Annotated in this window: 12 protein-coding genes; 10 read left to right on the top strand and 2 right to left on the bottom strand. The window is 38.7% G+C overall.

The genetic code is table 11. The features are described 5' to 3' along the window. Positions 1-3: 3 nt before the first annotated feature. The 8 genes from FA727_RS07905 (at position 4) to FA727_RS07870 (ending at position 9,030) form a co-directional block, all read left to right on the top strand. On the top strand, positions 4-1,164 hold the full coding sequence (locus FA727_RS07905) for an acyl-CoA dehydrogenase family protein (RefSeq protein ID WP_136830361.1): 1,161 nt from the start codon (positions 4-6) through the stop codon (positions 1,162-1,164). A 79-nt stretch (positions 1,165-1,243) separates the two neighbouring features. Continuing rightward, a complete protein-coding gene (locus tag FA727_RS07900) occupies positions 1,244-2,599 on the top strand; it encodes an MmgE/PrpD family protein (protein ID WP_136830360.1) in 1,356 nt (451 codons plus the stop codon). A gap of 43 nt (positions 2,600-2,642) precedes the next feature. Continuing rightward, positions 2,643-3,485, top strand: a complete 843-nt coding sequence (locus tag FA727_RS07895; RefSeq protein WP_136830359.1) for a fumarate hydratase — start codon at positions 2,643-2,645, stop codon at positions 3,483-3,485. A gap of 12 nt (positions 3,486-3,497) precedes the next feature. After that, positions 3,498-4,049, top strand: coding sequence for a Fe-S-containing hydro-lyase (locus tag FA727_RS07890; RefSeq protein ID WP_136830358.1), 552 nt, complete (start codon positions 3,498-3,500; stop codon positions 4,047-4,049). 16 nt (positions 4,050-4,065) lie between these two features. After that, on the top strand, positions 4,066-5,283 hold the full coding sequence (locus FA727_RS07885) for an MFS transporter (protein WP_158318817.1): 1,218 nt from the start codon (positions 4,066-4,068) through the stop codon (positions 5,281-5,283). Continuing rightward, positions 5,280-6,338 (top strand): tartrate dehydrogenase, encoded by a 1,059-nt coding sequence (locus FA727_RS07880; RefSeq protein WP_136830356.1) that lies wholly within the window; start codon positions 5,280-5,282, stop codon positions 6,336-6,338. The genes FA727_RS07885 and FA727_RS07880 overlap by 4 nt, the downstream gene beginning before the upstream one ends. 39 nt (positions 6,339-6,377) lie before the next feature. After that, complete coding sequence (locus tag FA727_RS07875) at positions 6,378-7,841, top strand: SLC13 family permease (protein WP_136830355.1); 1,464 nt, start codon at positions 6,378-6,380, stop codon at positions 7,839-7,841. A gap of 22 nt (positions 7,842-7,863) precedes the next feature. Then, positions 7,864-9,030, top strand: coding sequence for a mandelate racemase/muconate lactonizing enzyme family protein (locus tag FA727_RS07870; RefSeq protein WP_136830354.1), 1,167 nt, complete (start codon positions 7,864-7,866; stop codon positions 9,028-9,030). 81 nt (positions 9,031-9,111) lie between these two features. On the opposite strand, the gene FA727_RS07865 is transcribed toward FA727_RS07870, so the two are convergent. Both FA727_RS07865 and FA727_RS07860 read right to left on the bottom strand, forming a co-directional pair. After that, the gene (locus tag FA727_RS07865) at positions 9,112-9,372 is read right to left on the bottom strand and encodes a DUF3006 domain-containing protein (RefSeq protein ID WP_136830353.1); all 261 of its coding nucleotides are present in this window, start codon (positions 9,370-9,372) and stop codon (positions 9,112-9,114) included. A gap of 1 nt (position 9,373) precedes the next feature. Next, a complete protein-coding gene (locus tag FA727_RS07860; protein ID WP_136830352.1) occupies positions 9,374-10,507 on the bottom strand; it encodes an MBL fold metallo-hydrolase in 1,134 nt (377 codons plus the stop codon). Between the two features lie 132 nt (positions 10,508-10,639). Between FA727_RS07860 and FA727_RS07855 the strand changes: the two genes are divergently transcribed. Further along, entirely contained in the window at positions 10,640-11,398 is a 759-nt protein-coding gene (locus tag FA727_RS07855; RefSeq protein ID WP_136830351.1) for an NRDE family protein, read from the top strand. A 105-nt stretch (positions 11,399-11,503) separates the two neighbouring features. Then, positions 11,504-13,378, top strand: coding sequence for a molecular chaperone HtpG (gene htpG, locus FA727_RS07850; protein WP_136830350.1), 1,875 nt, complete (start codon positions 11,504-11,506; stop codon positions 13,376-13,378). Positions 13,379-13,462 lie beyond the last annotated feature (84 nt).

Raw genomic sequence — 13,462 nt, 5'->3', positions numbered from 1 at the left:
GGGTTGGCAATTAGTACAAAACAGGAATTAGAATTAATTAGAGAAAGTGTAAAAGCACTATGTACAAAATTCCCAGAGGCTTATTGGAGAGAAACGGATGAAAAAAATGCTTATCCTGAGGAATTTATTCAAGCATTAACGAAAGAAGGCTGGCTATCTGTACTAATTCCAGAAGAATATGGTGGAGCAGGTCTTGGAATGGTTGAGGCATGCGCTATTTTAGAAGAAATCAATCGTTCTGGTGGTAATTCTGGTGCTGGACATGCGCAAATGTACACAATGGGGGCAGTCCTTCGTCATGGCAGTGAAGAGCAAAAGCGACGTTATTTGCCAAAGGTTGCCTCTGGTGAACTTAGACTTCAAGCATTTGGGATTACTGAGCCGACTGCAGGAAGTGACACAACAAGCATTGAAACAACTGCTGAGCTCAAAGGAGATCGCTATATTGTAAATGGGCAAAAAATTTGGACCTCCCGCGCCGAATACTCTGACTTAATGCTTTTACTTGCAAGAACGACCCCTAAAGATCAAGTGAATAAAAAAACGGATGGCTTAAGTTTATTTCTTTTAGATATGAAAGACCAACAACATAATATAACGATCCGTCCGATCGATACGATGATTAATCATGCTACAACTGAAGTATTTTTTGAAAATGTAGAAATTCCTGTTGAAAACTTGATTGGAGTAGAAGGAAAAGGCTTCCGTTATGTGTTAAGTGGAATGAATGCGGAGCGTATTTTAATTGCATCCGAAAGTGTTGGCGATGGATACTATTTTGTCGACAAATCTGTGCAGTATGCAAATGAGCGCGTAGTGTTTAACCGTCCTATTGGTCAAAATCAAGGGGTCCAATTTCCGATTGCCCAATCTTATATGGAGATTGAGGCGGCAAGACTCATGCGTGACAAAGCGGCTGAGCTATTCGATGCTGGTGAAAACTGTGCAGCTGAAGCGAATATGGCGAAGTATTTGGCATCTGAAGCGGCATGGAAGGCAGCAAACGCAGCTATGTCTACATATGGTGGATATGGATTTGCTACAGAATACAACATCGAGCGTAAATTCCGTGAAGCTAGGCTATTCATTGTTGCACCCATTACAAATAATCTTGTTGTAAGCTATGTCGGTCAGCATGTGCTCGGCTTACCTCGATCCTTTTAAATACTTTTCTGAGTCCCTTCTAAAAGCAGGGACCTTTTATACGTTAAATAATGAATTTCAAAATAAGGGAGGTTCGAGTATGGGATTAAGTAAAAAGTTGGCGGAATATATAACAAGTGTGACCTATGAGGAACTACCGAAAGAAGTGATTGCCTTTACTAAACTCTGTATACTTGATTATTTTGGTTCCGCCATTGCGGGAGCAGACAAACCACCAATACAGATGATTCACAGCTTAATCCAAGAAATGGGTGGAGAAGAACAGGCAACTTTATTAACAGGTGGGAGAAGTTCGGTCTTAAATGCGTCTCTTGTAAATGGAGCGGCAAGTCATATTATGGAGCTTGATGATATCCATAAAGGCTCTGTTATTCATGCCGCAACCGTGGTTGTCCCTGCTGCTCTTGCCATTGCAGAGTGGAAAAATTGTTCTGGAAAAGACCTTATCACAGCTGTTGCAGTTGGCTATGAGATTTGTTATCGAATTGGAGAAGCTGTTACTCCTTCCCACTATTATTACTGGCATAATACGGCTACATGTGGAACATTCGGTTCTGCAGCGGCTGCCGCGAAACTACTTGAGTTAAATGAAGAGCAAACCATTCATGCTTTGGGAAGTGCGGGAACACAAGCTGCAGGTCTTTGGCAATTTATTGAGGATGGGGCAATGTCAAAACAACTTCACCCTGGGAAGGCAGCTATGAATGGAGTCATTAGTGCCCTATTAGCGGAAAAAGGATTTACGGGTGCGACACAGATTTTAGAAGGTAGCCGTGGGTTTTTTCGAGCCATGAGTGAGGAATTTGATGAATCGAAGATTACTAGCGGGCTTGGTAAAGTCTTCAAAATTACAGAAAACTCGTTTAAAGTCCATGCTTCTTGTCGTCATACTCATCCTGCTATGGATTTAATGATCGATTTAACAAAAGAAAGAACTTTCCAATTAGAGGAAATTGACCATATTAAGGTAGGTGCATATCAAGCGGCAATTAATATTACGGATAATGCTCATCCAACAACACAATACGGTTCCAAATTTAGTTTGCAATTTTGTACGGCTTTAGCCCTTTTAAAAGGAAAAGGGGGACTCGACCAATTTACAGAAGAAACTTTATGGGACGAGGAAATTCGAGCGCTAATGAAGAAAGTAACAGTAGGGGTTGACCCTGTAGTAGAAGGTGTTTACCCAGAAAAATGGGGAACGAAAGTAGAACTCACCTTGCGTAGTGAGGAGAAACTCGTGTTACAAACAGAATATCCTAAAGGGGATCCAGAAAACCCAGTTACTTCTAACGAGCTGGTTGATAAATTTATGATTCTAGCAAATAGACTGCCAATTGAAAACAGGGAATTCTTTGCAAATTCTATCTTAGAGTTAGACCTGATAGAACGTATCAATGAGCTTTTTACAGGTGATAAATTATCAATTGTTTAAAGTTTCTAAATTTCGAAACCTAGTACGTAAAGAAGGTGAGCAAATGCGAGAAATCCATTATGACGATATCGTCCAAAAAGTAGCTGATATGTGTATAGAGGCAAATTATGATTTAGGTGAAGATGTCTATAATGCCTTTAAAGCTGCGTTGAAAACAGAGAAATCCGAGACAGGAAAAGAAGTTTTAGCTCAATTAATTGAAAACGCCGATATTGCGACTGAATTACGAGTTCCTATGTGTCAGGATACTGGTACGGTTGTCTGTATTGTGGAACTAGGCCAGGAATGTCAAATTGTAGGTGGTAGTTTGTATGATGCGATTAATGATGGCATAAGGAAAGGGTATGGCAAAGGATATCTAAGAAATTCGATTATTCGTAATCCGATTGATCGTAAAAATACGAATGATAATACCCCAGGAATTGTCCATATCGAACTAGTCGAAGGGAATCAAGTCAAAATTAAGATGACTGCCAAAGGCGGCGGTGCTGAAAATATGAGTGATTTGAAAATGCTTAAGCCGTCTGATGGATTGGAAGGAATTAAAAAGTACATTTTAGACGTCGTACGTGTAGCTGGGCCGAATGCATGTCCACCCTTAATTGTTGGAATTGGGATAGGGGGCAATTTTGAAAGATGTGCTTATTTAGCTAAAAAATCATTGTTCCGACATGTTGGGAAGCGTCATCCGGATCCCGCAGTTGCAAAATTAGAAACAGAGTTAATGGATGATATTAATCGTCTGGGAATTGGTCCACAAGGGATGGGAGGAACAACAACCGCTTTAGATATAAAAATAGAAGTGGAAGCTTGTCATATTGCAGCATTACCCGTTGCTGTTAATTTGAATTGCCATGCTAGCCGTCATAAGGAGGCAATTTTGTAAAGGAGGGATCGTGTGCCGATTTTTTTGCAAGTACCATTTCAAAAGAAAGATATTCAAGGGTTAACTGCCGGGGAGCGTGTTCTATTATCGGGGACGGTATACACTGCTAGGGATGCTGCACATAAAAGGATGGATGATCAACTGATAGAAGGAAAGCCTTTTCCCTTTGATATTGAAGGCCAAGTAATTTATTATGTAGGACCAACTCCAGCAAAACCAGGGCAGGTAATTGGGTCGGCAGGACCAACAACAAGTGGTCGGATGGACAAATACACACCGAAATTGCTCGATTTAGGTCTTGGAGGCATGATTGGGAAAGGTTATCGGAGTGAAGAAGTGAAGCAGTCGATTGTCAAAAATAGAGCAATCTATTTTGGTGCCATTGGTGGATCTGCTGCATTAATTGCCCGCTCCATTAAAGCAGTTGAAATGATTGCGTATGAGGATTTAGGAACAGAAGCCATTCGAAAGCTTACGATTGAAAATTTTCCAGTCATTGTCATAAATGATGTGCACGGAAATGACTTGTATCGTGAAGGTGTTGAAAAGTATAGACAGATTTAAGAATGGAGTTTCTGTTATGAATCAACAATTACTGTCTTATGAAATGAATAATTCAAACTTCTGGAAAATAACGATTGGGTTAACGCTTGCTTCGACGCTGAACTTTGCTAATTTATATGTCACCCAGCCGTTGTTACCCTTGTTTACGAGAGAATTCCAAATATCGCCGACTGTTGCTAGTTTAGCGATTTCGTTGACGACCTTTTCATTAGTTTTTGCGCTGTTATTCTTTGGATTTCTATCGGATCGAATTGGCAGGCTTGTAATTCTAAAGTGGACCCTCATTTTATCAATTATTCCTCTTTTCGTCATTCCACTTGTCCCGTATTTCTGGTGGATTTTAATATGGCGATTTATTACAGGGGTGACGATCGCAGGACTTCCAGCTGTTGCGATTGCCTATATTAGTGAAGAAATTTCGATTCAAGCGCAAGGATTAGCTGTTTCCTTTTATATTGCGAGTAATGCATTAGGGGGGATGTTTGGGAGAGTCTTAAGTGGACATTTTGCTGATGCTTTTAGTTGGCAGGCAGGGTTTTATACACTCGGGGTATTTGGATTAATCGTCAGCTTCCTCTGTTTATGGATGCTACCAAAATCAAAGTTTTTTAAACGGCATAATCGTAGCTATAAACAAGATATAGCGGGAATGGCAGTTCATTTAAAAAATCCGAAACTAGCATTTGCTTTTCTTTTTGGGTTAATGCTACAGGTAGCCTTTTCTGCCGTTTGGACGTATTTACCCTTTTACTTAGAAAGAGAGCCTTTTAACCTTTCAATTCAAATCATTTCCTTATTATATATGACTTACTTTTTCGGGGTCATTGGTTCTCCTTTAGCTGGGAGATTATCAACACGTAATAGCCTAGTTACCATCATTATGTTTGGACTTTTGATTATGTTAGTGGGCACGGTCATTACGTCTATTTCACAATTAGTCTACGTTGTATGTGGCTTATCACTGGTATGTCTCGGATTCTTTATTGTGCACTCTTTAGTGTCGGCATGGGTTGGTACAACAGCCACTCATCATAAAAGTGGTGCGACAAGTTTCTATTTATTTAGCTATTATATGGGAACCACGATTGGTGGTACAGCTGTAGGAGGAGTTTGGAGTCAATTTGGATGGTTCGGGGTAGTTGCCATATCGGTTATTTTACCAGCTATTTCAGGGCTTTTATTTATGACTGTTGCGAGAAAAAAGAAAACAATTGTGAAGGAGGAAGTAAAATGATTACAATCAATTTGGCAGTTGTTCCAGGAGATGGAGTCGGGAAGGAAATTATGCCTGAAGCAGTAGATGTCCTAACGGCTATTGCTGAAGTTCATGGAGGGCTTAAATTCCAATATGAATGGTATCCATACAGCTGTGAGTACTACATAGAGCACGGAAAAATGATGGACGATGATGGTATAGAAAAGTTGAAGAATCACGATGCAATTTTTTTAGGTGCTGTGGGAAATCCTAAACTAGTTGCAGACCATGTATCACTCTGGGGGTTATTACTTCCCATTCGTCGTGAGTTTGAGCAGGTTATCAATATTAGACCCGCCAAGCTAGTAAAAGGTGTATCTTCACCTTTAGCAAATCCGAGTGAGTTTGAATTTGTTGTCGTCCGAGAAAATAGTGAAGGGGAGTATAGTGAAGTTGGAGGTAGGATTCATAAAGGACCGGATGAAATTGCGATTCAAAATGCAATTTTTACTCGTAAAGGAACAGAAAGAGTGATGGAATATGCATTTCAATACGCGATGCAAAGAAGACGGCATCTAACGAGTGCTACGAAGTCGAATGGGATTTTTCATTCTATGCCATTTTGGGATGAAGTATTCCATTCTATGACAGAGCGTTATCCGGAGGTAGATACACAATCTATTCATATCGATGCCCTTTCTGCCTTTTTCGTATCAAAGCCTCACACGTTTGATGTTATTGTAGCTAGTAATCTATTTGGCGATATTTTAACGGATTTGGGTGCAGCTGTTATGGGAAGTATCGGAATTGCACCAGCGGCCAACATTAATTTGAATGGAAAATATCCTTCAATGTTTGAACCAGTCCATGGTTCTGCTCCAGATATTTTTGGGAAAGGGATCGCTAACCCAATTGGTCAAATCTGGACAGGGAAAATGATGTTGGATCATTTTGGAGAACTAGAGTTAGGTACAAAACTATTAAATATTATCGAAGAAGTTGTAGCAGATGGATTTAAGACCCCTGATATTGGAGGTTCTTTCACTACAAAGGAAGTATCGAGTGAAATTATTAAAAGAATTAAGATGCTATAAGAAGAACGGCATCTCTTCATAAATGAGAAGGTGACTTAGTTGGGAGTTCCAAAGGTTCACTCAAATGGAACGGTAGCGGAAAAATTAAAAGCAAGTGGATTATTTTCTAAAAAAGCTTTGAGTGTTCTGCTAGCGATTTTACTGTTTGTTGGCATGTATCTTGGATTACCAGAAAGTTTTCATACATCTGCAAGATTAATGATTGGGATTGTTTCATTCGCCATCGTTTTATGGGCGCTTGAGCCGATTCCATTAGGATTAACTTCTATTATAACAATTATTTTCTTGCTCATTTTTAATGTCGTTAACACCAATGTGGTTTATAGTGGTTTTGCTTCACCAGCCGTATTTTTAATTATTGCAGGAATGATGTTAGCCCGAGCTGTAAATGAAACCCCGTTAGCGAAAAGAATGACGTACTTTCTATTAGCAAAATGGGGAGGGAATGCAAAAGGGTTATTAGCTAGTATTCTAATAATCCCTCAAATTCAGGCATTCTTTATCCCGGCAGTTGCTGTTCGTACCGCGTTATTATTACCAATTGTCGTAAATGTGCTTGACATGATTAAGACAAAACCGAACAGCGATTTAAGGAAAATGATTATGCTTGGGGTAGCATTTGGTAGTACAGTGAGTGGAACCGCTGTTATGACAGCTGCGATTGGAAACATTCTTGCGGTTGAATTATTAAATGAATTTAGCGGTATAAATATAACTTATTTTCAATGGTTCCTTTATGCCTTGCCAATTTGGCTACTCTTAATCCCAGCTGTATGGATACTTCTCATGAAGCTTTTTCCATTAAAGAAAGAAGAGGCTAACTTTCCAGAAGTGCAGGCCCAAATGAAAGAGAGGGCAAAAGACTTTGGTAGGATGGAAAGAAGCGAAAAAAGATGCCTCCTTATACTCATTTTTATCGTTGGACTGTGGATGACTGAGCCTTTACATGGACTTCATCCTAGTGTTCCTGCATTAATTGGTGTTGCACTGATGACATTGCCTGCGATAGGCTGTGCAACTTGGACAAACGTCGTGAAGATCAATTTTGACACAGTTTTATTATTAGGTGCGACATTGTCTATTGGTTATGCGTTAAACGAATCGGGAGCAACTCAATTACTTGGGGAAAGTTTGAGTGCGGACTGGATTTTCTCTTTGATGGAAAGCCCAATTATTGCGGTTATCTTCATTCTTTGTATAACCCAATTATTCCATTTGGCTATGTCCAACGTTTCAACAGCTGTGGTTGCGTTAATTCCTATTTATATTGGATTAGCAAATCAAGTAGGAACTGATCCATTAGTCATTGTGTTTAGTGCAGCACTTGCGTGTTTACATGGTTATATTTTAGTTGTGGAAGCAATGCCAAATGTACTTGTTCATAGTACGGGCCAAATTAAGCAACAAACATTTTTATTACCAGGATTTTATATGACGCTCATTATGACGGGAATAACCGTTATCGTGGCATTAACTTGGTGGCAATGGCTAGGTCTTTTATAAATTTGTCTTGGGAGAGTGGAAAATGAGAATTGTTGAAGTAAGAGAAATGGCTGTACCAATTAGTTCAGATATTCGAAATGCCTATATTGATTTTAGTAAAATGACCGCATCAGTTGTCGCGATTATTACAGATGTAGTTCGTAATGGTAAAACAGTGATTGGGTATGGTTTCCATTCGAACGGTCGTTACGCTCCAAGTGGTATTTTAAGAGAACGCTTTATTCCGAGATTACAAGAAGCAAGTACAGAAGATATTCTTAATGAAGATGGCACTAACTTCGATCCACATCGCATTTGGGATGTATTAATGACAGGAGAAAAACCAGGTGGACATGGAGAACGGTCTGTAGCGGTTGGTACGCTGGATATGGCTGTTTGGGATCTCGTTGCTAAAATCGAAGAAAAACCACTTTATCAACTTTTAGCCGATCGTTATCGTAAAGGTCAAGTAGATGACAAAGTTTTTGTCTATGCTGCAGGTGGATACTATAGTCCGGATAAAGATTATCGAAAGCTTCAAGAAGAAATGAAGGACTATTTAGCACAAGGGTATAATGTTGTAAAAATGAAAATTGGTGGTGCATCTCTAGAAGAAGATCTCCGTAGAATAGAAGCGGTATTAGAAGTAGTACCAAGCGGAAGGTCTTTAGCGGTAGATGTAAATGGCCGATTTGATTTAGAAACAGCCATTCGTTATGCGGAAAAAATAGAGCCATATGATCTTTTCTGGTATGAAGAGGTGGGTGATCCGCTTGATTATGAATTACAAGCAGAGCTTGCGAAGCATTACAAAAATCCGATGGCAACAGGAGAAAATTTATTTTCATTGCAGGACGCTCGAAATTTAATCCGCCATGGTGGTATGCGCTCTGATCGGGACTATTTACAATTTGATTGTTCCTTAAGTTATGGATTAGTCGAATATATGCGTATTTTAGATATGTTGAAGGAATATGGTTGGTCCTCGCGACGTTGTATTCCACACGGAGGACATCAAATGTCCTTAAACATAGCAGCTGGTCTTGGCCTTGGTGGGAATGAATCATATCCAGGTGTGTTCCCGCCATTTGGTGGCTTTGCAGATGGATATCCAATTGAAGATGGATATGTAGGATTACCAGATGTTCCAGGAGTAGGGTTTGAGGCAAAGTCAGATTTGATTAAGTTATTAAGGACATTGGCCAATTAATAAAAACAAGAGTGGGAATAAGATAACCGAGGTTATTTTGTTCCCCTCTGTTTTATGCACTGTATCGTTCTGAAGCATATATTAATCTCTATTAAATTTACTTCCTTTGTTTTTCCCACGAAGCTTGGCAAGTAAGTCTTCCGTTGTTTGTTTTTTAGAATAAGTAGTAGAAGGGTCTAATTTAATCTCGACTATTTCATTGTGTATAACAGTAGCCTCGAACCAAGCACCAGGTACGGCACCAGCAGGTAATTGCTCAATCGGTTTGGTGAATTGTTTCTTTGTTTCTTCTATTAATAGAACAGCAACATCATCTTCAATTCGATCGAAATAAGCCTTCACTTTATTCGCCTCCTACGCAAGCTAGACCTTCTTCCTTGATATCTTCTATTCTTGCTTCTCCAATCCCTTTTATTCTGGAAAGATCTTCAATAGAATTGTAAGGTCTAAGTTCAATTAAATCCTCTGCACGTTCTGCACCAATATGAACAATCTCTTCAATTTCTTCAACTTTTGCCGTATTGATATTGATGCAACTCGTATTGTTAGAAGAAATCCCCTCGGTATCTATCGTCTTTTGAATGTTTTCGGAAGATTGGATGGTACCATTCTTTTCGGTTTCAATCGTGTATGCCTTGCCATTAGTCGTCACAACAATCGTTCCATCAATATCTGTTCCATAAAGTTCTATACCCGAATTTTGCACAAGTGAGACCACTTCTTCATGGGGATGACCATAAGAATTATCTTTCCCTGCACTGTAAATCGCGACTGCTGGTTTTACTGCTTGTAAAAATCTTTCACTAGTTGATGTAGAAGATCCGTGATGGCCCATATGTAAGAAGTCAGCTCTCAAATTTGCTCCGCTTTCAATCATCTCAATTTCGTTCTTTTTCTCAGCATCGCCTGTAAAAACAAAGCTTATCGCACCATATGTAAGTTTGAGGGAAACAGATTCTTCATTGACTTTGCCACTAATTTGTTTTGGATATAATACTTCTATATGAAGAGGACCGAGTTCAAATTGATCCCCCATTCGTGGCTCCTCATAGACAACATCATTTTTATCAATTGCTTCTAGCAAACGAATAAAGGTATCAGAGTTGCTCGTATTTCCAGAAAGCCACACTTCTTCAACATCAAACCCTTCAATCACTTGATCAAGCTGGCCGATATGGTCCGCATCAGGATGGGTACCAATGGCTATATTTATTTTTTTATTTCCACTTGCTTGAAGATATTCAACAACTTCATCACCGCTAAAATCGCCAGCATCGATAAGAAGTGTGTACTCTTGTCCATTATCTGATACTTGAAAAAGAGTAGAGTCTCCTTGTCCTACATCTATGTAATGTACTTTGAGAAAATCACCTTTTTCTAGATTTAGAGAATTCATCTGTTTAGAAGTTGAGGTTAGTTGGGAATTACAGCCAGCTAAGAAAAAAACTGTTACAATACATATAGATAATCTTTTCAATGAAATCCTCCTAATAAACTACCTAGTAAAAAAATATTTCCTTGCCTCACTTATTCTAACATATGGTATCGGTGGATTTTTGTAGGTATTAGGTGGTGTTTTTTCGAAAAATGATCTTGGGGGGTATTGGCCATGTGTTTGATTTTATTTGCCTATCAAAAACATCCAATTTATAAATTAATCGTGGCAGCCAATCGAGATGAAGCTTATAAACGACCAACTGCTGCGGCTCAATTTTGGGAGGATAATCCCCAAATCCTTGCGGGGAGAGATATGGAAAAAATGGGGACGTGGATGGGAGTTACAAAGGGAGGACGGTTTTCTGCTCTAACAAATTATCGGGACCTAAACGAGACCACAGCTGGAAAAAGAACGAGAGGTGAGCTTGTTTCGGATGCGCTAATTTTTCATGGAGAAATTAGCGATTATATGGATGCTTTAGCCAAAAGCGGTTCTATCTATCCGGGTTATAATTTGTTAGCAGGAGATGCAAATGAGCTATATTATTATTCAAATGTTGGCAAAGTTGTATTAAAACTTCAGCCCGGTGTTTATGGATTAAGTAACCATTTGTTAGATTGCGATTGGCCAAAAGTTAAACGGGGGAAAGAAAGTTTGAAAAAACTACTTTCGTTAAGCGAGAATGATCTTATAAATGAACTTTTCCAACTTTTATCTAACGAGGAACAAGCGCTTGATGATGTACTTCCACATACAGGAGTTCCCTTAGAAATAGAGCGAATGCTATCTCCTTTATTCATTAAAAGTGAGGGTTATGGAACCAGATGCTCGACGATACTGTTAATGTCCGACAGTGAAATTAGGTTTATAGAACGAGAGTTTTTAAGTGATGGAACGAGCCATGCACAATCGTTTTTGATACCTTTATAATTGACACTTCAAAAATAATATGATATTTAAATTATGGGTATTAGCACTCGATAAGTAAGAGTGCTAAACAAACATTAATAAACCGATTTGGAAAGGAAGAGGATTATGGAGAAAAAACAATTTCAAGCCGAATCTAAGCGGTTATTAGACATGATGATTCATTCGATTTACTCTCAAAAGGAAGTATTTTTAAGAGAGTTAATTTCGAATGCGAGCGATGCGATTGATAAGATATATTACAAAGCTTTAACCGACGACAGTCTAAGCTTTAACCAGGATGATTATTACATAAAGGTAGAGGCGGATAAGGAAAAGCGATTATTAAAAATCATCGATACTGGTATCGGAATGACGAAGGAGGACCTTGAGAATAACCTCGGTGTTATTGCGAAAAGCGGCTCTTTAGCGTTTAAAGCAGAAAATGAAATTAAGGATGGACATGATATTATTGGTCAATTCGGGGTTGGCTTTTATGCGGCCTTTATGGTGGCAGATGTCGTGACTGTTATTAGTAAAGCGTTAGGTAGTGACGAAGCCTATAAATGGGAATCAGAAGGGGCAGAGGGCTACACGATTGAACCAACTACTAAAAACGAAGTCGGTACGGAAATCATTTTAAAAATAAAGGAAAATACCGAAGAAGAATCTTATGAGGATTACCTTGAAGAATATCGTTTGAAATCAATCATCAAGAAGTACTCAGATTTTATCCGCTATCCTATTAAAATGGAAGTTACAAAAAGTAGGAAAAAAGAAGGTAACGAAGATGAGTATGAGAACTATGTAGAAGAAGAGACGATTAACAGCATGGTTCCACTTTGGAGAAAAAATAAAACTGAATTAACAACAGAGGATTACGAGAATTTTTACAATGAGAAGCGATACGGATTTGATAAGCCGTTGAAGCATATCCATATTAGTGTTGATGGAACTATTCGTTATAATTCGATTCTGTATATCCCTGAGAATATTCCATTTGATTATTATTCCAAGGAATATGAAAAAGGCCTAGAGCTTTATTCAAATGGTGTCTTAATCATGAACAAGTGTGCGGACCTACTGCCTGATTATTTTAGCTTTGTAAAAGGGATGGTAGACTCCGAGGATCTTTCCCTCAATATTTCGAGAGAAATGCTGCAGCATGACCGTCAATTAAAGCTAATTGCGAAAAACATCAATAAGAAAATTAAGAGTGAACTACAAAATCTCTTGAAAAATGAACGTGAAAAATATGAAACGTTCTATTCATCTTTCGGAAGACAATTGAAGTTCGGTGTTTATAGTGATTTTGGAATGAATAAAGAAACACTTCAAGATCTACTTATGTTCTACTCTTCTAACGAAAAGAAATTGGTTACATTGGACGAATATATTTCAAGGATGCCTGAGGAGCAGAAGTATATTTACTATGCGACGGGAGAATCAATCGAGCGTATCGAAAAATTACCACAAACAGAGCTGGTAGCTGATAAAGGCTATGAAATTCTCTACTTTACTGAAGATATTGATGAATTCGCGATTAAAATGCTCATGAGCTATAAAGAGAAGGAATTTAAATCGGTTTCTAGTGGGGATCTTGGTATTGAGGAGAATGAAAAAGATACAGATGTTAAAGACGATGAGACCAAAGACTTATTTGCAGAAATGAAGACGATTTTAGCTGACAAGGTCAAGGACGTCCGCGTCTCAAAACGTTTAAAATCACATCCAGTGTGCTTAACGGCGGATGGGGAAGTGACCATCGAAATGGAAAAAATCCTGAATGCCATGCCTGATAATCAAAATGTGAAAGCCGACAAAGTGCTTGAAATTAATCCGAACCATGAGGTATTCGAGTCGCTCAAGAAAGCTTTTGAAAACGATAAGGAAAAATTAAGTCTATATACAAATCTTTTATACAACCAAGCTCTTCTAATCGAAGGCTTGCCAATCCATGACCCAGTTGAATTTACAAATGATATTTGTAAGGTTATGGTGTGAATTAATAGCAGTCTCTCATATGAATGAGAGGCTGTTTTTTGATCGATTGAAAACGGAAAGTGTGTTATAAAAGAAGTAAGACAT

Origin of the sequence: Robertmurraya kyonggiensis, from assembly GCF_005116465.1 — a bacterium.
GTDB classification, from domain to species: Bacteria; Bacillota; Bacilli; order Bacillales; family Cytobacillaceae; genus Robertmurraya; species Robertmurraya kyonggiensis.
The sequence above is the reverse complement of the archived record's forward strand: the minus strand, read 5'-3'. Positions and strand labels throughout refer to the sequence as shown.

Coding starts and splice junctions, on each gene's coding strand:
- FA727_RS07900 (WP_136830360.1), top strand. CDS start 1,244: ATGGGATTAAGTAAAAAGTTGGCGGAATATATAACAAGTGTGACCTAT.
- FA727_RS07895 (WP_136830359.1), top strand. CDS start 2,643: ATGCGAGAAATCCATTATGACGATATCGTCCAAAAAGTAGCTGATATG.
- FA727_RS07885 (WP_158318817.1), top strand. CDS start 4,066: ATGAATCAACAATTACTGTCTTATGAAATGAATAATTCAAACTTCTGG.
- FA727_RS07880 (WP_136830356.1), top strand. CDS start 5,280: ATGATTACAATCAATTTGGCAGTTGTTCCAGGAGATGGAGTCGGGAAG.
- FA727_RS07870 (WP_136830354.1), top strand. CDS start 7,864: ATGAGAATTGTTGAAGTAAGAGAAATGGCTGTACCAATTAGTTCAGAT.
- FA727_RS07855 (WP_136830351.1), top strand. CDS start 10,640: ATGTGTTTGATTTTATTTGCCTATCAAAAACATCCAATTTATAAATTA.
- htpG (WP_136830350.1), top strand. CDS start 11,504: ATGGAGAAAAAACAATTTCAAGCCGAATCTAAGCGGTTATTAGACATG.